Raw genomic sequence first — 20,313 nt, 5'->3', positions numbered from 1 at the left:
CGCGGTGGTCAGGAGTTGTCGAGCGGGAGTCCGGGCGGGTTGACCTCGGACTTGGCCACGGCCTCGTTGGAGAGGTTGTAGGCCTTGAGCCACTCGGCGTACTGACCGTTCTTGATCAGGTGGTTGATGGCGTCGGCGAGCGGCTTGGCCAGGCCGCTGTCCTTCTTGGCGGTGGCCGCGATCAGCCCCTGCAGGCTCGCGCCGGCGCCCGAGTAGGTGCCCGCGGTGCGGGTGGCGTTGGGCGTGTTCGCGGTCTGCCGATTGTGGTAGGCGATGCCGGGGTTGGGGCCGAAGTACGCGTCGATCTTCCCGCCGGACAGGGCCAGGTAGACGCTGTTGCTGTCCTGGAAGTACTTGACGGTGAGCTTCTTGCCCTCCTTGGCCAGCTTCGCCTTCCACTCCAGGAGGATCTTCTCCTGGTTGGTGCCGGAGCCCACGGAGACCGTCTTGCCGGCGAGGTTCTCGTAGGTGCCGTCGAAGTTCCAGGCGCTCTTGTTCGGCACGGTGAAGGCCAGGTTGTCCTGCCGGTAGGAGGCGAACTCGTACTTCTTCTTGCGCTCTTCGGTATCGGTGACGTTGGAGAAGGCCACGTCGACCTTGCCGCTGTCGATGCCGACGAAGAGGTTCTCCCAAGTGGAGTTCTTCACCTCGGGCTTGAGGCCGAGGACGGCGGCGACAAGGCGGCCGAAGTCGGGCTCCGCGCCGGTGAGGGTCTTCTGGTCGCTGCCCACATAGGCCAGCGGTGGGAAGCCGGCCGGCAGGGCGCCGATGCCGATCTCCAGCTTGCCGCTCTTCTTGAGGGCGGCGGGCAGTTCGGCGCTGATGGACTTGACCTCGGAGACCTTGATGGCGGTCTGCTTGGCGGCGCCGTTGGAGACCTGGCCGATGACGACCTCGCCGGACTTGGCGGCGCTGTCGGTGGTGGTGGCCGCGTCGCTGTCGCCACCGCAGGCGGCGAGCCCGGTGGCCAGGGAGGCGACGGCGGTCGCCGCGGTGATGCCGCGTATCAGGCTGCGTCGGGTGAAGTGGGTGCGCATGGCCGTTCCTTGTCGCTCAGGGGCGGTGATGAGAGTGGTGGCGTGGGGGGAAGTCGTGGGTGCGCAGGGTCAGAGGACCTTGCTGAGGAAGTCCCTGGTCCGCTCGTGCCGCGGTGTGTCGAGGACCTCGGAGGGCGGCCCCTGCTCGATGATCTTGCCGCCGTCGATGAAGACGACCCGGTCGGCGATCTCGCGGGCGAAGCCGATCTCGTGGGTGACGATGACGAGGGTGGTGCCGCTGGACGCCAAGTCCCGGATGACGGCGAGGACTTCGCCGACCAGTTCGGGGTCCAGGGCGGAGGTGGGTTCGTCGAAGAGGATGACGCCGGGGCGCAGGGCCAGGGCGCGGGCGATGGCGACGCGCTGCTGCTGGCCGCCGGAGAGCTGGCGCGGGTAGGCGCCGGTCTTGTCGGCGAGGCCGACGCGGCCGAGGAGTTCGCGGGCCAGTTCCTGCGCTTCGGGCCTGCCGAGGCGGCCGGTGGCGACCGGGGCCGCGGCCACGTTGTCCAGGACCGTCAGGTGCGGGAAGAGGTTGAAGTTCTGGAAGACGAACCCGATCCGTCCGCGCTGCGTGAGGATGGCCCGCTCGCTCAGCTCCTTCAGCCGCTCGCCCTGCCGCTTCACGCCGATCGGCTCGCCGTTGATGCTGACGTGGCCGATCTCGGGCTTCTCCAGGTGGTTGATGACCCGCAGCAGGGTGGACTTGCCGGAGCCTGAAGGGCCGAGGATCACCGTGACCTCGCCGGGGCGGACGGTCAGGTCGACGCCGTCCAGAACCCGGTGGGTGCCGTACCACTTGTGCACGTCGTGGACCTCGACGGTGGCGGCTTCGACGTCCGCCAGGGCGTCGAGGGTCTTGGCGGTCATACGGCGGCCTCCCGGCGGATGCGGGCCCGCAGGTCGGTGAGACCGGTGCGGAGCTTCTGCAGTCGCGTCGGCGGCAGGCTCCGGGTGGCACCGCGGGCGTAGTACCGCTCGACGTAGAACTGGATGACGGAGACGACGCTGGTCAGGATCAGGTACCAGACGGTGACGACCAGCAGCAGCGGCACGATGTCGCCGGGGTAGGTGGAGCCCATGGTCTGCGCGGAGCCGAACAGGTCGAGCAGGGAGACGTAGAAGACCAGCGAGGTGCCCTTGATCAGGCCGATGAGCTGGTTGACGTAGTTGGGGATGATGGAGCGCAGCGCCTGCGGAAAGACGATTCTGCGGAACTGGTAGCCCTTGGGGAGGCCGAGGGCCGCGGCCGCCTCGTGCTGGCCCTGGTCGACGGAGAGGATGCCGCCGCGCACCACCTCGGCCGCGTAGGCGGCCTCGTTGAGGCTGAGGCCGACGACGGCGACGACCATGTCGGTGGCGAGTTTCGACTCGTCGAAGGAGAAGAAGGCCGGCCCGAAGGGGATGCCGACGCTCAACGTCTTGTACAGGGCACTGAAGTTGTAGAGGAAGATCAGTACGACGATGAGCGGGATGGAGCGGAACGCCCACACGTAGGTCCAGCTGACCGCACGCAGCACCGGGCTCTTCGACAGCCTGGCCAGGGCGAGCAGGATGCCGCCGATCAGGCCCAACACGGCGCTGTAGGCGGCGACTTCGAGGGTGATGAGGAGGCCGTCGAGGATGGTCGGCCGCAGGAACCAGTAGCTCCAGCGGTCCCACTGGTAGAAGGGGTTGGTCACCAGTCCGTGGACGAACTGGGCGACCAGGATCAGGACGACCGCGGTGGCGATCCAGCGTCCCGGCCGCCGCAGCGGCAGCACCCGCTGGGCGGTGAGGACCTTGGGCGGTTCGGCGGCGGTGGGCGCCTCGGGCAACGTGACGGTGGCGCCAGGGGGTTCGCTCATGGTGGGCTCCGGCTGGGTGGGCACACCCCGGAGGCGCGGCGGCGTGCGGGGACGCACACGGCGGCGCAGGACCGGGGGTGGGGAGGGCAACGGCACACCGCGCGGGCGGTGTTCGTCGGGGAGTGCGGGGCTGCGGGGAGGGTGTCAGCCCCGACAGCGGGCACGGCCCGATGCGGTACACAGTGCGCTGTTGACGCGGAGCAGATCGACGGCGCGGTTCGCGACGAGCACGTTCGCGTACGTCCGTACGCAGCCCTGGGAACGGCGTGCGGCCGTTCTGGGAGCTGCGTACATGGCGTCACCGTCACTGTTCCGGCCCTGTGGGCCTCGCGCTTACCGATGTGTCATCGGCCGGGTCGTCACCTGGGGCACCCCACCGCGGTGCGAGGGTTGCCGGTCAGCAAGCCAGGGCTTGTCGCTGACACTCATGACCGTTCTGGGCCGTAGTTAAGACAACTGCCCGAACGTATGTCAACGCCGGTCCAGCAGGTGGAACGGCTAACGGGTCGAGTGCGCCGCCCAGTCGAGGATCTGGACGGCCGATCCCGCGGCCTCCAGCCCCCGGCACTGGGCGTGGTGACGGCGGTCGATGCCGTCGAGGTCGAGGTGGGCGCCGAAGGCCGGGTGGGCGGTCAGACGGCGGGCGTAGGACCACAGTACCGGGTGGCCGGCGATGCGTTGGACCGCGGCGGCGTCGAGGTGGTGGCGGTGCACGGTGTCGAGCCGGACCAGCGCGACCCACAACTCGACGTCGGCGGCGGTGACTTCGTCGCGGAGCAGGTAGGTGCGGCCGTCGAGCCAGCGGTCGAGGGCGCCGAGGGTCTGCAGCAGCGTGGCCAGTGCCATGTCACGTTCCGCCACTTCCCCGCCCACGGCCCCGGCCCGCTGCGCCGCCCGCTCGATCCCCTCCACGCACATCCGCTCCACGGCCTCGATCTCCGACTCCGCGCCGCACGGGTAGAGCGAGGAACCGCCGGTGTCGAAGCGGTGGGCGAGGTCGCGCATGATGTCCCGGTCGTGGGTGCTGACGATCCGCCCGGACCAGCCGTCACTGAGCACCGGCGCCGCGGCCGGGCCGCGGTAGTGGTGCGCGCTCGCCTCGTACAGCGGACGCAGGGCCGAGTGGCCGCCCTCGGGACAGTCGGGGACGGCGGGCAGATAGGTCACCGGACAGACGGCGTCCAGGCCGAGCAGGGTGTGGGTGACGGCGATGCGCAGCCCGTCGGGACACGCGGTCGACAGATGGAGCCGGTAGCGGCCGGGAACGGCGTAGTGGCCGCTGCGTGCGTCCCTGCCGATGCGGCCACGGAAGGCGGGCGCGGGCCGGACGGACACGTGGGCGGCCGGCGAAGTGACGGTCATGACTCTCCCCGAAAGCGGGCGCGGACGTACGCGCGGCGGATGCGACATCGGGCTGGGCCCCGTGGCCGCATCCCCTCCTCCACCCGGCGGGCGGGCCCGGCACTCGGTGCCGGGCCCGCCTGGGCTACGGGGATGCGACGACGGAACCCCAGGAGCGGGGCTCACCTGGGCACGCCGAACGGCACGACGTTCCAGGGGAAGCCGTCGGCGCGGGAAGGGCGCAGGTCAGCCCATGGGGCCGAGCGCGCTGCAGACGCGGAGCAGGTCGATGTGACGTCGGGAGGTCAGCAGAGGCGAACGGCTCACTCGGACGGTGACCGGATCAAGGCGCCTCATATTTCCCTACCTGTTCACTAGGATTCCTTACTGAGTGTCGATCTGACGGCCACCGACGTCAAGGGGGCCGTCCCGCATCGCGGACATCCCGGTGGACGGCGGCTCGCTCGCTCAAGGCACCCGGCCGGCACGGGAGGGGTCAGACATGGAACTGGTTCGCCGGGACCGGGAGCCCGTAGTGCTCGCGGAGGGTCGTGCCCTCGTACTCCTCTCGGAACAGGCCCTTGCCGCGCAGGATCGGCAGCACCTGCTCGACGAAGGCCGCCAGGCCGGACGGCAGCGCCGGGGCCATGATGTTGAAGCCGTCCGCGGCACCGCCCTCGAACCTGGCGATGATCGTGTCCGCGACCTGCTCGGGCGTACCGACGAACTCGAAGTGCCCGCGGCCGCCGCCGAGCCGGGAGATGATCTCCCGCACCGTCAGCCTCTCGCGTGCCGCCAGGTCGATGATGAGGTCGGAGCGGCTCTGCGAACCCTCCAGTTTCGGCCTCGCCAGGATGGACTGCGGTAGCGGCCGGTCGAGTTCGAAGACCGACGGCTCGGTCTCGAACACCGCGGCCAGCTGGCGCAGCCCGTACTCCGGGATGCGCAGCTCGTCGAGCTGCCGTGCCAGGGCGCGGGCTTCCTCCTCGGTCGACCCGATGTAGGGGACGATGCCCGGCAGGACGATCACACCGTCCGGATCGCGCCCGGCGGCCCGGGTGCGTGCCTTGATGTCGGCGTAGAAGGCGGCGGCGCGCTCGTACGTGGTGTGCGCGGTGAAGACGGCCTCGGCGTGACGGGCCGCGAAGTCCTTGCCGTCCTCCGAGGAACCCGCCTGGACGAGCAGCGGGTGACCCTGCGGCGGGCGCTCGACGTTGAGCGGACCGGCGACCTTGAAGTACGTGCCCTCATGACCGAGCCGGTGCAGCCGGGCGGGGTCGGCGTAACGCCCGGCCGCCTTGTCCGCGACGACGGCCTCGGCCTCCCAGCTGTCCCACAGCGCCTTGGCGACCTTCAGGAACTCGTCGGCGCGGGCGTAGCGCTGGGCGTGACCGGGGCGGTCGTCGAGGCCGAAGTTGGCGGCCTCGACGGCGCCCGCCGAGGTGACGATGTTCCAGCCGGCGCGGCCGCCGCTGACGTGGTCGACGGACGCGAGCCGGCGGGCGAGGTTGTACGGCTCGTTGTACGTCGACGACACCGTCGCGATGAGGCCGATCCTGCTGGTCGCCTGCGACAGCGCTGTCAGCAGCGTGAGCGGCTCCAGCTGGCCCGGCGGCCGGAACTCGCCGGTGCCGATGAGGGCCGGACCGTCGGCGAGGAACAACGAGTCGAACTTGGCGCTCTCGGCGAGGCGCGCAAGTTCGATCCAGTGCCGCAGGTCGAAGTCGGCGCGGGGATTGCTGTGCGGGAGCCGCCACGCCGCCTCGTGGTGGCCCGCTTCCATGAGGAAGGCGTTGAGGTGCAGCTGCCGCCGCCGTCCGGCGCTCATGAGGTGACCTTGAGCTTGGAGCTGTCGTAACCGGCCGGGAGGAGGTTGTCGGTGATCGACTCGACGTCGACCTTCGTGGTGATCTGGCCCGCGTCCAGGAAGGCGTCGGCGAGGTTCTGCTCCAGTTCGATGTCCGACTGCGCCACCGGGGTGACCCGGTTCGAGTAGGCGGCCAGGGACGCCTTGGCGTCGGCGAGCGGGATGCCCTGCTCCTTCGACAGTGCCTGCGCGTACTTGTCCGGGTTCTTGACGGCCCAGGCGAACTCCCGGGACAGCCTCTTCAGGACGTCCGTGAGAGCCGCACGCTTGGTCCTGTCCTTCAGCGAGGAGTCATTGGCGACGTAGTAGCTGCTCGTCTGGTCGATCGGGGGCAGCCCCTTCACCAGGATTCGGGCACCGTTCTTGACCGCGATCGCGGACTGCGGGTTCCAGATCGACCAGGCGTCCACCTTGCCGGTGTTGAACGCGGTCGCGCCGGCCGCCGGGTCGAGGAAGACCAGTTTCACGTCCTTGGGGGTGAGGCCGACGCTCTTCAGGGCGTTGAGGGCCAGACCGTGGGCCGAACTGCCCTGCGGGACGGCGATCTTCTTTCCCTTGAGGTCCGCGGCCATCCTCAGCTTGGAGCCTTTGGGCACGATGATGTTCTCCACCGCCTGGTCGGGCGTGAGCGAGCGGTTGACGGCCACGATCTTGAAGCCGTACTCCTTCGCGGCACCGGTGATCGGTGGTACGTCGCCGACGCTGCCGAGGTCGATGTCGCCCGAGGCGGCGGCCTGCACGAGCGGCGGGCCGTAGGTGAAGCGGGCGAACTTCACCTTGTAGGGGGCGTTGTCGAACACGCCGGTGACCTTCGCGAGTTCCTGGCTGCCGTCACCGCCGTTGTCGCCGATGGTGAAGGTGTACTTGCTCCACTCGGGGTGCTTGACGTCGCCGGCGTCGGCCGCGTTGCTCAGAGGCGCGGCCGTGTCCGACGACGACGATCCGCAGGCGACGAGAGTGCCCGCCAGGGTGAGCGAGCCGATGGTGGCGATGAGTCTGCTTGTTCTTCTTCGCATGGTTGTCGTGCTTTCTGTGCCGGGTGAGGGTGTTGGGGGAGGTCAGTGGCGGCCGGCGAGGCCGAGGTCCGCCAGGAGCCGTGCGCGGAGTTCCTCGCGGGCGACGCTCGCTTCGCGGTCGGGGGCGGGGAGGTCCACCTCGTGCGAGGCGCCGATGCGGCCGTTGCCCATGACGACGATGCGGTCCGCCAGGGCGATCGCCTCGTCGACGTCGTGCGTGACGAGCAGCATGGCGGCCTGGTGCCTGCTGCGCAGCGCGCGTACGAGGTCGTGCATGCGCAGCCTCGTGATGGCGTCGAGCGCCGCGAACGGCTCGTCGAGCAGCACGAGTTCGGGTTCCGAGACCAACGCCCGGGCGAGCGACACCCGTTGGGCCTCCCCGCCCGAGAGTTCCTTCGGCCACGCCTTCTCACGGCCCGCGAGTCCGACCTCGGCGAGCACGTCGCGGGCCCGCTGTTCGGCGTCGGACCCGTACAGTCCGAGCGTGACGTTGCGCAGCACCCGCTGCCACGGCAGCAGCCGGTCGGCCTGGAAGACGATCGCGCGCCGGGCCGGGACCTCCACCCGCCCGCCGTCGGGCCGGTCGAGGCCGGCGAGCAGACGCAGCAGGGTGCTCTTGCCGCAGCCCGAGGGCCCGAGCAGGATCACCAACTCCCCGTCCGAGATGGTGAGGTCGAGGCCGTCGAGCACCGTCCGGTCACCGAACCGGCGAACCACCTGCTCGACGACAACTCCGGTCTGCTGACGAAACCGCGGTGCGATCGTGCTGCTCATGACGCCTCATAACCGGGGCGCCACCGCAGCAGCACCCGCTCGAGAGCCCGGACGAACTGGTCGGCGAGCAGACCGAGGAGCGAGTAGATGACCAGCCCCACGAAGACCTGGTTGGTCTGCAGATACGTCTGCCCTTGGGTGATGAGGAAGCCGAGCCCCTTGTCGGCGTTGACCGTCTCGGCCGCGACGAGGCCCAGCACGCTGTACGCGAGGGAGAATCGCAGGCCGACCAGGAACCCCGGCAGGGCTCCGGGCACCAGCACGCGCGTCACCAGGCGCCAGTTGCCCGCGCCCGTCGTGCGAGCCATCTCGATCAGCCGCTGGTCGACGCCCCGGATCGCGGCGAACAGGTTGAGGTACATCGGCACGCCGGCGCCGAAGGAGATCAGCAGCACCTTGGTGAGTTCGTCGATGCCGAACCACACGATCATCAGCGGCAGCACGGCGAGGAGAGGGATCGTGTTGAGCACCTGCACGAGCCCGTTGAACAGGTACTCGCCGCTGCGCAGCAGGCCGCCGAGCACGCCGGTGACGATGCCTGCCGTCAGGCCGATGGCGAGACCGATACCGGCCCGCTGCAGCGAGACGGCCAGGTCGGGTCCGAGGACGCCCTGCTGCCACAGGTCGACAGCCGACCGCACGACCGAGGTCGGCGCCGGAGCGTACGTCTTCGACACCACCCCGGCCCGGGCGAGCACCTCCCAGGCGATGAGGACCACGACCGGGGTCGTGTAGATGCCCAGCGGCCAGCGCAGGCGCTCGCGCAGTCTGCTGAAAGGTGTTCGGCGGCGGGCGCCGCGCGGCAGGAACACCTCCCGCGCGCTCGTCGTCCCGGCGGCCGGACGCTCGGTGGCGGCCGGTGCCTTGAGGCCGAGCTCGGTCATGCCGCCACCGCCAGCAAAGCGCTGTAGTGCGAGGAATCGCCGACGAGCTGCTCGCTGCGGCGGCCGTCGGCACCGGTGGGCACCTCACCGGCGACCGTCACCCTGTTGAGGCGGCGCGGGTGGCCGTCGTAGTTGTCGACCCCGTAGTGCTGGGTGATCCGGTTGTCGAAGATCAGCAGCTGGTTCGGGGACCACCTCCAGCGCAGGATGTTCTCCGGACGCGTCACGTACGACTGCAGGACGCGCAGCAGATCGGCCGACTCGCCGCTCGAAAGGCCGACGATCCGCTTGGCGAACCCGCCGATGAACAGGCCGCGTTCACCCGTCAGCGGATGTACCCGCACGACCGGGTGCTCCGCCTCGTACGGCGTCGAGACGAAGACGCGGTCGTACTCCTGCCGTTCGGCGGTCGCGGCCGGGGGTCGCGCGTAGTCGTACTGGTTCGTGTGCACGACGCGCAGTGAGTCCGCGAGGGAGCGCAGCGCTTCGGGGAGGTCGCGGTAGGCCGCGGCGGCGTTGGCGATGAGCGTCTCGCCGCCGTACGGCGGGACCACCACGGATCGCAGCGTGGTCAACTGGGGCGGGTTGACGACGAAGGTGACGTCCGTGTGCCATTCGTTGGCCTTGGAGGTCTCACTGTCGACGGCGAGCACGTTCGTCGTGCCGTCCGCCGCCGGCACGTTGGGATGAGCGGTCGTCAGCTCGCCGAACCAGCCGGCCACGCGCTCCTGGTCGGCGTTGTCCAGGCGCACGTCGTCGAACACGATCGCCTTGTGCTCGTTGAGGGCGTCTCGGAGCGTGGTGATCGTCGAGAAGTCCGGCGACGTCGTGAGGTCGACGCCCTCGACGACTGCGCCGATACGGCCGGTGAGCTTACGGATGGACAGAGGCATGAGGGGTCCCTCTCGGACGGATGGACACACCGAGGTGTGCCGACGGTTTGGTGCCGGCGCTGACAGTGCGCAGGACTGATCGACCGGCGTACGGAGTCGTCCGGGCCGGTTCAGAGGATGTGCGTACTCCCGGATCGCCACGGCCGTTGTCTCAGCGACCGCGCTGACGTACGCCGACGCGCTCCCCGCTCGTACGGCGCGAAGAGCTCACAGGGAGATGGGTACTTCGATCCCGTGGGGAGGCAATGCGGAAGGGGCGGATTCACACGCCTCGGGCCGCCGCGGGCCGACTACGCGCCCCGCCGCTACCGACGACCACTCGCCGGGTCAGCGACAACAAAACGCGCTGGAGACGTGCGCCAGATCGATGTGGCGCCGCCGAGTCAGGTCCACGCGCGGGTTCATGGCAGGGGAGTCCAGCAGACACCCACCTCGTCGGTCAATGCCTACCCGGTCGGGTCTTGCATTGCGGACACGCAGTGCCGCACACGTCCGGTCGGATGTGACTCCGCCATGTCCGACCTTGACACTCGCCGGGGCAGGCGACGTACGTTGAAAAGGAAATCCCTGACCACCGGAGGCTTTGATGCACGTACTGGGCGCGGCACCGCGCGGTACGTGCACCGGTGCGCGACTCATCACCCGACGGCATGTCGACTTCTGCCGTACCTCCTCCGCGGTCTGTCCTTCCGTACACGTCTGACATCTGCCGGCCGTCCCGCCGGCCGTCCCCTCGTGGCCCTGTCGCCGCGAGTCCTCCTGTGTTTCCCGGAAGGAACCCCGTTGTCCAGCCCTGCCCTGCACCTCGCCGTCGAGATCGACGGTGACGGAACCCATCCCGCGGCCTGGCGCCGCGCCGCCCACTCCCCCGAACAGCTGCTCACCCCGGGCCGCGTGGCCCAGGTCGCCGCCGTCGCCGAGCATGCCGGGTTCACCCTGATCACCTTGGACGACGGCGTGCTGCCGCCCGGCGCCGCACCGGATTCGGTGGGCCGCATCGGCGCGGTGGAACGGGCCGCCTTCGAGGTGGCGCTCGACACGCCGGAGTCGACCGGCGCCGAGCGCGTCGGCGACCTCGAACGGCACGCACCGTGGACGGCGGAGGCACACGGCTGGTCGCTGCGCGAGACCGTCATCGCGCTCGGGCCGCAGCGCGGACACGTCGGCACTCCGTCCGGCCTGGCCGACAAGTTCGCCCACTTCGTGCGGCACGGCGCGATCGACGGCTTCACCATCACGCCGTACCTCGTCCCCGACGGCCTCGACGACATCGTCGACCTGCTCGTCCCGGAACTGCAGGAACGCGGGGTCTACCGCACCGAGTACACCGGCACCACCCTGCGCGAACACCTCGGCCTGCGCGCACCTCTCGACACAGGTCCAGGACACATGACTGACAAGAAGTTGTCACACGCGGACCGGAATGCGGCTGCGTCCGGCGCCCGTTCTGGATTGACATGACTGTTGGAGTAGCGCTCAACGCGGCCGACGCGCCCAACCAGGTCGACGCCACCGTTCAACTGGCCCGGGAGGCCGCGGAGTCCGGACTCGCGTCGGCCTGGTTCGGGCAGACCTTCGGCGCGGATTCACCCCAGCTCGCGGCGATCGTCGGACGCGAAGTGCCCGGTCTGCAGGTCGGCACGTCGGCGATCCCCGTCTTCGGCCGGCACCCGCTGCTGGTCTCCAGCCAGGCCCAGACCGCCCAGGCCGCGACCCACGGCCGCTACCACCTCGGGCTGGCCCTGGGCACGAAGCTGCTGACGGAGACCGGCTTCGGCCTGCCCTTCGAACGGCCCATCGCCCGACTGCGCGAATTCCTCACCGCCCTGCGCCAGTTGACCGAGACCGGCACGGCCGACTTCCACGGCGAGCTGCTCACGGCCACCACCCCCGTCCCGGCGCGGGTACCGGGCGCGGAGAGAGGCGTGCCGCTGCTGGTCGCCGCGATGGGACCGCAGGCGCTGCGGGTCAGCGGCGAGCTGGCGGACGGGATCCTGCCCTACCTGGCGGGACCGCGCGCCCTGGCGGACCACATCGTGCCCGCCTTGCACGCCGCCGCCGAGGCCGCGGGCCGCCCGGCACCCAGGGTCGTGGCGCTCGTGCCCGGTGTCGTCACGGACGACGTGGACGCGGTGCGGGCCAGGTTCACCGAGAACCTCGCGTTCTACGAACAGATCCCGTCCTACGCCCGTGTCATCGAGCTGTCGGGCGGCCGGCGAGCCGCCGATCTGGCGGTGATCGGCGACGAAAAGACCGTCGAGGCCGAGGTACGGCGCTACCGCGACGCCGGCGCCACGGAGGTCGTGTTCTCGTCCACCGAGATCGCCGGAGAGGCGGACCGCCGACGCACCTGGCGGCTCCTGGGCGAACTGGCCCGCTGAACACGCCCGTCGAGCCGGGCGCCCGCCGCCGGCTCGCACCAATTCACCCCCGATCCAGAGGAGATCGCCCATGACCACCGAGGCCACCACGACGGACCTCCATGCCTTCACCGAGACATGGCTGGAGTGGTATCGCGCCCAGGAGGCCCGGCTCGCCGACCCGCACGGGTTCCTGGCGGTCACCGGCCTGCACTGGCTCGACGACCGGCCGCAGCGCTTCCCGGACGCGCCCGGCGCCTGGCACACCGGCCCCGAGGGGGTCGTCGTAGCCCTGGACGACGGCGAGGAACTGGCCGTCGACGGAACGCCGGTGCGCGGTGAGCACCGCTTCGGTGTGATCCCCGAGCGCGGCGGCGTCAACGCCGTCTGGGGAGACGCCGTGATCGAGGTCGCCCGGCGCGGCGGACACGACATCGTGCGACCCCGGCACCCGGACGCACCGCTGCGCACGGCCTTCACCGGAACGCCCGCCTACGCCCCCGACCCCCGCTGGGCGGTGACCGGCCGCTACATCCCCTTCGACGCACCGCGGCCGACCACCGTGGGCGCCGCGGTCGAGGGACTGGAGCACGTCTACGACGCTCCGGGCAGGATCGAGTTCGAGCTGGACGGGCGGCAGCTGTCGCTGACCGCGTTCCCCGGCACGGGCGGCGGCCGGCTGCTGGTGCTGTTCACCGACGCGACCTCCGGCGTCACCACGTACGCGGCCAACCGGGCCCTGAGCGTGGAAGCGCCCGCCGCCGACGGCACGGTCGTCCTGGACTTCAACCGGGCCTCGAACCTGCCGTGCGCCTACACCGACCTGGCCACCTGCCCGCTGCCCCCTGCCGAGAACCGGCTGCCGGTGGCCATCGAGGCCGGGCAGAAGATCCCCCGCGAACGTGGCGGCTCCTGAACCCGGCCCGGCCGCACGAGTTGAGGACCACGACCGCATGACCACACCCACCATCACCTCGCTGGCCTTTCTCACCCCCGGCAACTTCGCCGACGACGATCCGTACACAGGTCTGGAGGAGACACTCCAACTCTTCGAGTACGGGGAGCGGTTGGGCTTCGACGGTGCCTGGATCCGCCAGCGGCACCTCGAACACGGCGTCGGCTCGGCCGCCGTGTTCCTCGCCGCGGCCGGCCAGCGCACCGAGCGGATCGAGCTGGGTACCGCGGTCATCCCCATCGGATACGAGAGCCCGTTCCGCCTGGCCGAGGACCTGGCGCTGGCCGACGTACTGTCCCGCGGCCGCCTCCAGGTCGGCTTCAGCACCGGCATGCCGCACGCCGAACTCCTCGGCGACCTGGTGTACGACGGGGACTGGCGCGGTTTCGACCTGTCGTACGGCAGGATCGCCCGCCTGGTCGACAACCTGCGCGGCGACCACCTCGGCGGCCCGGACACCGTGATCCACTCACCCGGCAACATCCAGCGACCTCGACTGCAGCCGCACAACCCGGGTCTGGTGCAGCGGATCTGGTACGGCGGAGGCAGCCTGCGATCGGTCCGCTGGGCCGCCCAGAACGGTCTCCACCTGCTGTCCGGCAACATCGTCTCCGGCGCGGACAGCGACGACTTCACCACCGCCCAGCTGCGACTGCTCTCCGAGTACCGGCGCGGTCTGGGCGACGCCCGGCGGGCTGCGCGGGTGGCGCTCGGGCGGGTGATCGTGCCGTTCGACAGCGCCGACGCCGCCACCCGGGCCCGCTACCGGGACTACGCGGCCGGTCGGCACGAGCGCACCCTGAAGCCGCAGACCGTTGCGTCGCCGGGCGCGAAGCGGATCCTGTTCGCCCCGGACGTGGTCGGCACCGCGGAGCAGATCCTGGAGCAGCTGGCGGCCGATCCCGTCCTCGCGCAGGTGTCGGAGCTGCGCCTGGAGCTGCCGTACGAGTTCCACCGCGAGGAGTACGAACAGATCCTGCACGACGTACGGCACTTGATCGCCCCCGAGTTGGGCTGGCACCCCGTTCCTCAAGCGCCCCATGATGTGTAGGCAGTGGCAGGTCAGGAGTGGGGGGCGTCCATGGAACGGACCTTGGAACGGATCTTGGTGGTGGGCGTCACCGGCGCGGGCAAGTCCACCCTCGCCCAAGCCCTGAGCAGTCGTCTGGACCTGCCGCACCACGAGATGGACGCCCTGTACTTCAACGGCCCCGACTGGGCCGTCAACGACGCGCTCACCGAAGACGTGTCGAGGCTCACCGCCGAGCCGCGCTGGGTCATCGACTCCATCGGCTATCCGGAGGTCCGTGACCTGCTGTGGAACCGGGCCGACACGGTGATCTGGCTCGAATATCCCAAACGCGTCATCATGCCTCGCGTCCTGCGCCGGTCCTTCCGGCGCACCGTCACACGCGAGGTCCTCTTCGGCGGCAACAGGGAGACCTGGAAGGACTGGCTGAGCCGGGAACACCCGGTCTGGTGGGCATGGTCCCAACACGGCACCCGCCACCGCGAAATCGAGCGCCGGGTGAACGACCCCCGCTTCGCCCCGCTCCATACCCTCCGCTTCGCCCATCCCCACGACACCGCCGCCTGGCTGACATCGCTGTGAGGCGCGGGCGGGGCAGGCGGTTCCGGTGTCCCTCGCGTGGCCCGCGCCGGCCGCGACCGGCCCCGATGACGGCGACGCTGCTACGGCGGTCCCGCCACCGGACGGAAACGGGGTTCCCACGAAGCTGTCGTCGGCGATTCCGCTCGGGGCGCTGAACCATGTCACTCTGCCTCGCCGCAGCTCCCGTACAGGCTGGCGCGGACATCTCCGCGCAGGACTGCGCCAGAGGCGGCGGGGTGATCATCATCAACGCGGTCGGGGACGGCACGTTCACCAAGTACTGCGAGGGCGTCACCCACGACGGCGAGACCATCACATGAAGGGATGACGCTCCGCCCCGTCACTCATGTGCGCGCTGCTGCCCTCGGCCCTTTCGCGTCTGGCCCGAGGCGTCCGCAGGGGACTTCTTCTTGCCTGCCGCCTTCCCTCGGGTCCCGTCGGTTGTCTTGCCGTCACCAGAGGTCCGGGAAGCGGGATCGGTCAGGTGCCGCGTTGGATGGTCACCCGGGGATGAGAGGGCACTGCTGTCCGGAACCGTTGCGCGGAGGGGCCGGGCAGCGGCCGAGCGGGAGGACGGCGAGGTCTTCGGTTCGGCGGGGCTGCCTCCGTCGGCGGGGGTCTTCGGGGACGTGGAGGGGGCGGAGTGATCACTGGCGGACGGAGCCGCTTCGCCGTTGGCGCTGTGCTGTGAGAAGCCGTCGGTGGCGATGAAGCCGGCGGTCATCACGGCGACCAGTGCGGCCGCTGATCCGCACATCGCCACACGACTGCGGGCGAAGACGGGCCGGGATGCCGCCCGGGGAAGACCGGCCGCAGCGGCCGCGGCACCGAGCGGCTGTGCGCTCGGCAGCAGGCTGCGGTGCGTACGGCCGCTGTCACCGTCCCTGTCCCTGTCCCTGTCCCTGTCCCTGTCCCTGTCCCTGTCGTGCGCGGTCGACCCCGATACGGCGCTGCTCATGACTGAGGCCACTGGCGGAACCGCGTCCGCAGCGGGCGTGACGTCGGCCAGGTGGGCCAGTGCCGAAGCGCAGTCGCGTGCCGTGGGGCGGTCGTGTTCTTCCAGAGCGGTCATCCGGTGCAGCAGGTCACCGAACGCTTCGGGCAGGAAGTCGGGGAGGGCGGGTCGGCGGTGCAGTCGAGCGATGGCCGCCTCCAGGGGGCCGCCTTCGTATTCGAGCCTGCCGGTGACGCACTCGAGGAGGACCAGTCCGAGGGCGTAGACGTCGGCAGGCGGCCCGACGGGCCTGCCGAGTACCTGCTCGGGGGACAGATAGGCGGCCGTGCCGACGAGGGCGCCGGTGGCGGTGTATGCGGTGGAGTCCAGCAGCCGGGAGATACCGAAATCGGTGAGATGAGGACTGTCGGAGGCGTCCAGGAGGATGTTCGACGGTTTGACGTCCCGATGGATGATCCCCTTTTCGTGGGCGTGGTCCAGGGCGTCTGCGAGGTCGGCCCCGAGCATGGCGGTGACTTCGGGCGACAGCGGGCGCTCGGCGATGCGGGTCTTGAGGGTGGGGCCGTCGACGAGTTGCATGACGAGGTAGGCGTCGCCGTCGTGCCTTCCGGCGTCATAAGCGGTCACCAGCCCCGGATGCTGCAACTGGGCCAGGATGACCGCCTCGCTGCGGAAGCTCTCCTCGGTGTCGAAGCCGGTACCGGCCCGGAAGATCTTCACGGCCACGGGCCGCCGCAGTTGCAGGTCGAAGCCGCGGTGCACGTCCGCCGCGCCACCCCAGCCGATCATCCCGTCCAAGCGGTAACGGCCCGCCAGTATCCGGGCATTGCACCGCGTGGGCCCTCCGTCGTGCCTCTCACGCAACCTCAACTCACCCTCCCCCTGCGTCACAGAACAGAACCGGCAGGCACCCTTCGTCGGCCGGCCACCGAACGCAGGTACCCATCCAGCAACCTCTTGCACAGCGGCGGGCGAATCTTCTGGGCCACGTCATGAATTCCGCGACGCGCAGGACCGGGTCCTGCCCGAGACAGGTCGGGAGGGAGCACGGTGAGGGAGATGCCTGAAACAGCGCCGGGCCGCCGGCCCCTGGCTCTGAGACCAGGCGGCCGGCGGCCACGAAGGAGGCGAGGTGTCCTCTGGAAGCTTGAGTCAGGTCGGGCTCCGCTCGAGGAGTGTCACGGTCACCAATAGTGGCGTCGGCCGGCGACGGCGTGCCCCATGGATCCCAGGAGCCAGAAGACGGCGCCGACCACGGCCAGGATGATGCCGATGGTCCACAAGATCGATATGCCGGTGAGGAAACCGACGATGAGCAGGATGATGCCGAGCGCGATCATGACGTACCTCCTGGCGTGACCGGACGTTACCTCCCGAGTGCCCCGAAGCGGCGCTATCACGCCACCCCTCTGACGCCTGCTGAAGCCTTGGCCATCAGAGCAGGTGGGTCGCCCGTCAAGCCGGCGCATTCAGCCGCGCCACGTCGTCAACGGACAGGGACAGCTCGGCGGCCTCGAGGTTCTCGGCCATCGAAGACATGTACCTGCTCTTCGCCACCGCCCCCACCGGCCGGCCAGCCGCCGTCCGCAGCCGCTGGCTCACTCTGTTCCTGACCGGCCTCACCACGCGCGCCCGAAGCGTCAACACTGAAGGGGGTGTCGTGCCCATTGCCTTCTGCACAAGGTGACGGTAGGAACTTGCTTCCGCACAGGGCGACGGTAGGAACCCCCTTGCCGCGCGGCGCCCACTCAGGCACGACCACTCAGCGCTCGTCAGGAGGCGATCCGTGCCACGTCAGCGTCCGCGCCCCCGTCAGCTCGACTCCCCGCTGCTGCCCAAGATCTTCAAGTACGCGTCCAGGGCCCAGGTGTGGGCCTACCGCCGCACGCGTGGCCGACTGGGCGGAAAGTGGCGCATCGCGGCCGGATTCCGTAAACCCGTACCCGTGCTTCTCCTCGACCATCGCGGCAGAAAGTCCGGCAGGCTCCACACCACTCCGCTGCTCTACATGAACGACGGGGCGGCCACCGTCGTCGTGGCCTCCCAGGGAGGACTCCCCAAGCACCCCCAGTGGTACCTCAATCTCCGCGCCCACCCGGACACCCACATCCAGATCCGCGCCGACCGCAGACCCGTCCGAGCCCGCACCGCGGACCCGGAGGAGCGCTCCCGCCTCTGGCCATTGCTGCTCGACGTCTACGCCGACTTCGAGCTGTATCAGTCGTGGGCCGAACGTGAGATCCCTGTCGTGATCCTCCAGCCCCGTTCCGGCGGGTGACGCCACGCCCCCTCAGGCGCGCTGTACCGCGAACATCTCCAGGTGCCCACAGGTCGGACAGCGGTAGGCATCGATCTGCCAGTGCGGCCGGCCCATGCGCCTGGCGCCGCCGAGCGGGCCCCTCTCAAGGGCGCCGGCGATCCAGCGCGCGTATCCGCGAGCGCCCTGCCCGGAGTCCTCGACGAAGCCCGGCTCCAGCCCCACCGCACCACATTGGGTGCACCGTATGTTGTTCATCGTCGGAGTGTAGACATCCGGGAAATCAAAGCAATAGGCAGCCGATTACCGGTTCTTGGCGAAGTATTGCCTCCGACTTTCTCCGACTTCTCCGCCCGATGTGCATGGCACCCTCGTCCATGGTCAACGATCAGTCATGAAACGGCCTGCACCCGGCTCCGTCAACTGACCCACAGATAGCGCGACTTGCGGCACGACCAGCCGAAACGGGCCGGGCACCACACGCGAGCGACCGGGCACGGGAGGGTGGCAGCAGCGCCCCTGTGTAAAAGCTGTCTGCTTCCATTGACCTGCGCCTGTCAAATCTGATTTGCTCTGCCGCGTCTGACAACGCATCACCTTTCCAGCGTCAAAAGGGGCAGCGCGACCCTTCTCACTGCCCTTTTCCTTCGTTCAGGTCAGGACTGGATTCCCCGCAGATCGCAACGCCGCGCGTCAATTGCCCAACTGCCGTGCACACCGCCGCCCGTGCAGTGACGCAACCGTCGCTCGGCTCCCTTGTCCTGCTCTGCGACGAAACCGGCGTCGAGGTCGACGTCCGGTGGCGGCTGTCGGGTGATGCGCCCTGTCTGCGTCCCATGCAATCCACCTCCCCGCACCGACGGCGGAGGTCCACGCGAAGAAAGGTTCCCATCACCCATGGGTACTCCCCACATAGGCGGCGCAGCCCGAGCAACCCTCGCCGGTCTCGCGTCGTTGTCCCTGGCCACCGGCCTGGCACTCGCCATCACCCCGCAGGCGACAGCCGCCCCCCAGGCCACGGTGCACGCGGCGAGATCCAACCCCTACAGCCCTTCGTACCAGCACCCGTACCGGCACGGCGCCCTTCCCACCATCCAGCGCAACGCCAAGATGAAGTCGTGGGCGGCCAGCCACCCGGCCGCCGCCGCGGCGACCGGCCCGCAGACCCTGTCCTACGGCGGCGGTATCGACGGCATCGGCGTCCAGAGCGGGCACTCCAAGGTCTACCTGGTCTTCTACGGCTCACAGTGGGGGACGCAGAGCACCAACGGCAGCGGTGACGCCACGTTCTCCGGCGACCCGGACGGCGCAGCCCCGGTCGCCCAGGAGATGTTCAAGGACATCGGTACCGGCAACGAGCGGTGGTCCGCGGACCTCACGCAGTGGTGTGACGGGCCGAACGTGTCGTCGGGCGCCACCAGTTGCCCGTCCAACGCGAACTTCATCCCGTACCAGAGCGGCGGCGTGCTGTCCGGTGTCTGGTACGACAACTCGGCGGCCTCCCCGAGCGCCGCGACGGGACACCAGCTGGGCGCCGAGGCCGTCAAGGCGGCCGGGCACTTCGGCAACACCACCGCCGCGTCCAACCGGGACGCCTACTACGTCATCCTGTCGCCGCACAACACGAACCCGGACAGCTACCAGGGCCAGTACTGCGCCTGGCACGACTACAACGGCGACAGCACGCTCTCCGGCGGACCCGTGTCCTCCTCCTACGGTGACATCGCGTTCAGCAACCAGCCGTACAACATGGACTCCGGTTCGGGCTGCGGCGTCGGCTTCGTCAACTCGCCCGGCACACTCGACGGTTGGACCATGACGCTCGGCCACGAGTGGCAGGAGATGATGTCCGACCAGAACCCGGCCGGCGGCTGGACCAACCACACCGGCAGCTCCTACGACGGCCAGGAGAACTCCGACGAGTGCGCCTGGATCTCCCCCGGCAGCACGGGCGGGGCGGCCAACGTCACCATGGGCACCGGCACCTTCGCGGAGCAGGCGAGCTGGTCCAACGACACCAACAACTGCGCCATCACCCACGCGATCGTCGGCGGCGGCAGCAGCGGTGGCGGCGGCACCCTCACCAACGGCACCTTCGAGACGGGCAGCCTGTCGAGCTGGACCACCAGCGGCAGCACCTCCGCCACCACCTCGGCGGCGCACAGCGGCAGTTACGGAGCGATGGTCGGCTCGACCAGCCCGACCAACACCTCCTCGCTCACCCAGTCCTTCACCGCCCCGTCCGGCACCAGCAAGGTCTCCTTCTGGTACAACGTCACCTGCCCGGACACCGTGACCTACGACTGGGCCACAGCCACCCTCCAGGACACCACGGCCGGCACCACCACGACCCTGCTCGCCAAGACCTGCACCCAGGGCGCAGGCTGGAAGCAGGTCTCGGGCGCCGTGACCGCGGGCCACAACTACACGCTCACCCTCACCAACAAGGACGACAACTACGCGGGTGACGCGACCTACACCTACTACGACGACGTGACCGTCTCCTGACACCTCGCAC

The 20,313-nt window shown here is 69.8% G+C and carries 21 protein-coding genes and 1 riboswitch; of the genes, 8 read left to right on the top strand and 13 right to left on the bottom strand.

Annotated elements, in window-relative coordinates; translation table 11 throughout:
- Positions 1–8: 8 nt before the first annotated feature.
- From ACQF4J_RS43510 to ACQF4J_RS43465, 10 genes are all read right to left on the bottom strand, one after another.
- Positions 9–1,037 carry a transporter substrate-binding domain-containing protein gene (locus ACQF4J_RS43510; RefSeq protein WP_427168257.1) on the bottom strand — a complete coding sequence of 343 codons (1,029 nt, stop codon included), beginning with the start codon at positions 1,035–1,037 and terminating at the stop codon, positions 9–11.
- A 69-nt stretch (positions 1,038–1,106) separates the two neighbouring features.
- A complete protein-coding gene (locus ACQF4J_RS43505; protein WP_351583616.1) occupies positions 1,107–1,904 on the bottom strand; it encodes an amino acid ABC transporter ATP-binding protein in 798 nt (265 codons plus the stop codon).
- On the bottom strand, positions 1,901–2,881 hold the full coding sequence (locus ACQF4J_RS43500) for an amino acid ABC transporter permease (RefSeq protein ID WP_427168256.1): 981 nt from the start codon (positions 2,879–2,881) through the stop codon (positions 1,901–1,903). Before ACQF4J_RS43500 ends, ACQF4J_RS43505 begins: the two co-directional genes overlap by 4 nt.
- A 324-nt stretch (positions 2,882–3,205) precedes the next feature.
- A riboswitch (SAM riboswitch) is annotated at positions 3,206–3,314 on the bottom strand.
- A 65-nt stretch (positions 3,315–3,379) separates the two neighbouring features.
- The gene (locus tag ACQF4J_RS43495; RefSeq protein WP_427168255.1) at positions 3,380–4,243 is read right to left on the bottom strand and encodes a glutathione S-transferase C-terminal domain-containing protein; all 864 of its coding nucleotides are present in this window, start codon (positions 4,241–4,243) and stop codon (positions 3,380–3,382) included.
- Positions 4,244–4,468: 225 nt separating this feature from the next.
- Positions 4,469–4,579: a putative leader peptide gene (locus ACQF4J_RS43490; RefSeq protein ID WP_351577512.1), complete on the bottom strand. Its 111-nt coding sequence runs from the start codon at positions 4,577–4,579 to the stop codon at positions 4,469–4,471.
- A 139-nt stretch (positions 4,580–4,718) separates the two neighbouring features.
- Complete coding sequence (locus tag ACQF4J_RS43485; protein ID WP_427168254.1) at positions 4,719–6,050, bottom strand: LLM class flavin-dependent oxidoreductase; 1,332 nt, start codon at positions 6,048–6,050, stop codon at positions 4,719–4,721.
- Positions 6,047–7,105 (bottom strand): aliphatic sulfonate ABC transporter substrate-binding protein, encoded by a 1,059-nt coding sequence (locus tag ACQF4J_RS43480; RefSeq protein WP_427168253.1) that lies wholly within the window; start codon positions 7,103–7,105, stop codon positions 6,047–6,049. The genes ACQF4J_RS43485 and ACQF4J_RS43480 overlap by 4 nt, the downstream gene beginning before the upstream one ends.
- A 42-nt stretch (positions 7,106–7,147) precedes the next feature.
- The gene (locus tag ACQF4J_RS43475; protein WP_427168252.1) at positions 7,148–7,879 is read right to left on the bottom strand and encodes an ABC transporter ATP-binding protein; all 732 of its coding nucleotides are present in this window, start codon (positions 7,877–7,879) and stop codon (positions 7,148–7,150) included.
- Complete coding sequence (locus ACQF4J_RS43470; RefSeq protein WP_427168251.1) at positions 7,876–8,763, bottom strand: ABC transporter permease; 888 nt, start codon at positions 8,761–8,763, stop codon at positions 7,876–7,878. The genes ACQF4J_RS43475 and ACQF4J_RS43470 overlap by 4 nt, the downstream gene beginning before the upstream one ends.
- Positions 8,760–9,656 carry a TauD/TfdA dioxygenase family protein gene (locus ACQF4J_RS43465; protein WP_351577499.1) on the bottom strand — a complete coding sequence of 299 codons (897 nt, stop codon included), beginning with the start codon at positions 9,654–9,656 and terminating at the stop codon, positions 8,760–8,762. The genes ACQF4J_RS43470 and ACQF4J_RS43465 overlap by 4 nt, the downstream gene beginning before the upstream one ends.
- Positions 9,657–10,439: 783 nt before the next feature.
- Here ACQF4J_RS43465 and ACQF4J_RS43460 point away from each other — a divergent pair.
- The 6 genes from ACQF4J_RS43460 to ACQF4J_RS43435 all read left to right on the top strand — a co-directional run bounded on the left by ACQF4J_RS43460 (position 10,440) and on the right by ACQF4J_RS43435 (position 14,903).
- Complete coding sequence (locus tag ACQF4J_RS43460; protein ID WP_427168250.1) at positions 10,440–11,117, top strand: hypothetical protein; 678 nt, start codon at positions 10,440–10,442, stop codon at positions 11,115–11,117.
- A complete protein-coding gene (locus tag ACQF4J_RS43455) occupies positions 11,114–12,037 on the top strand; it encodes an LLM class F420-dependent oxidoreductase (protein WP_351577489.1) in 924 nt (307 codons plus the stop codon). The genes ACQF4J_RS43460 and ACQF4J_RS43455 overlap by 4 nt, the downstream gene beginning before the upstream one ends.
- 70 nt (positions 12,038–12,107) lie before the next feature.
- Entirely contained in the window at positions 12,108–12,932 is an 825-nt protein-coding gene (locus ACQF4J_RS43450; protein ID WP_427168249.1) for a DUF1684 domain-containing protein, read from the top strand.
- Positions 12,933–12,969: 37 nt separating this feature from the next.
- Entirely contained in the window at positions 12,970–14,022 is a 1,053-nt protein-coding gene (locus ACQF4J_RS43445; RefSeq protein ID WP_351577483.1) for an LLM class flavin-dependent oxidoreductase, read from the top strand.
- Positions 14,023–14,064: 42 nt separating this feature from the next.
- Positions 14,065–14,583 (top strand): adenylate kinase, encoded by a 519-nt coding sequence (locus tag ACQF4J_RS43440; protein WP_351804967.1) that lies wholly within the window; start codon positions 14,065–14,067, stop codon positions 14,581–14,583.
- Between the two features lie 158 nt (positions 14,584–14,741).
- Positions 14,742–14,903: a hypothetical protein gene (locus tag ACQF4J_RS43435; RefSeq protein WP_427168248.1), complete on the top strand. Its 162-nt coding sequence runs from the start codon at positions 14,742–14,744 to the stop codon at positions 14,901–14,903.
- A 20-nt stretch (positions 14,904–14,923) separates the two neighbouring features.
- On the opposite strand, the gene ACQF4J_RS43430 is transcribed toward ACQF4J_RS43435, so the two are convergent.
- Positions 14,924–16,336 (bottom strand): protein kinase domain-containing protein, encoded by a 1,413-nt coding sequence (locus ACQF4J_RS43430; RefSeq protein WP_427168247.1) that lies wholly within the window; start codon positions 16,334–16,336, stop codon positions 14,924–14,926.
- Positions 16,337–16,722: 386 nt separating this feature from the next.
- Positions 16,723–16,878, bottom strand: a complete 156-nt coding sequence (locus tag ACQF4J_RS43425; protein WP_142148474.1) for a DUF6131 family protein — start codon at positions 16,876–16,878, stop codon at positions 16,723–16,725.
- A gap of 446 nt (positions 16,879–17,324) precedes the next feature.
- On the opposite strand from ACQF4J_RS43425, the gene ACQF4J_RS43420 reads away from it, so the two are divergent.
- Positions 17,325–17,816, top strand: a complete 492-nt coding sequence (locus ACQF4J_RS43420; protein ID WP_427168246.1) for a nitroreductase family deazaflavin-dependent oxidoreductase — start codon at positions 17,325–17,327, stop codon at positions 17,814–17,816.
- 12 nt (positions 17,817–17,828) lie between these two features.
- On the opposite strand, the gene ACQF4J_RS43415 is transcribed toward ACQF4J_RS43420, so the two are convergent.
- On the bottom strand, positions 17,829–18,053 hold the full coding sequence (locus ACQF4J_RS43415) for a hypothetical protein (RefSeq protein ID WP_351577475.1): 225 nt from the start codon (positions 18,051–18,053) through the stop codon (positions 17,829–17,831).
- Positions 18,054–18,692: 639 nt separating this feature from the next.
- On the opposite strand from ACQF4J_RS43415, the gene ACQF4J_RS43410 reads away from it, so the two are divergent.
- Positions 18,693–20,303, top strand: coding sequence for a hypothetical protein (locus ACQF4J_RS43410; protein WP_351804934.1), 1,611 nt, complete (start codon positions 18,693–18,695; stop codon positions 20,301–20,303).
- Positions 20,304–20,313: the final 10 nt, after the last annotated feature.

Origin of the sequence: Streptomyces sp. C1-1 (assembly GCF_050214755.1) — a bacterium.
In the GTDB taxonomy this organism is placed as follows: Bacteria; Actinomycetota; Actinomycetes; order Streptomycetales; family Streptomycetaceae; genus Streptomyces.
Note: the sequence above shows the minus strand (reverse complement) of the source record. Positions and strands in the feature narration are given on the sequence as shown.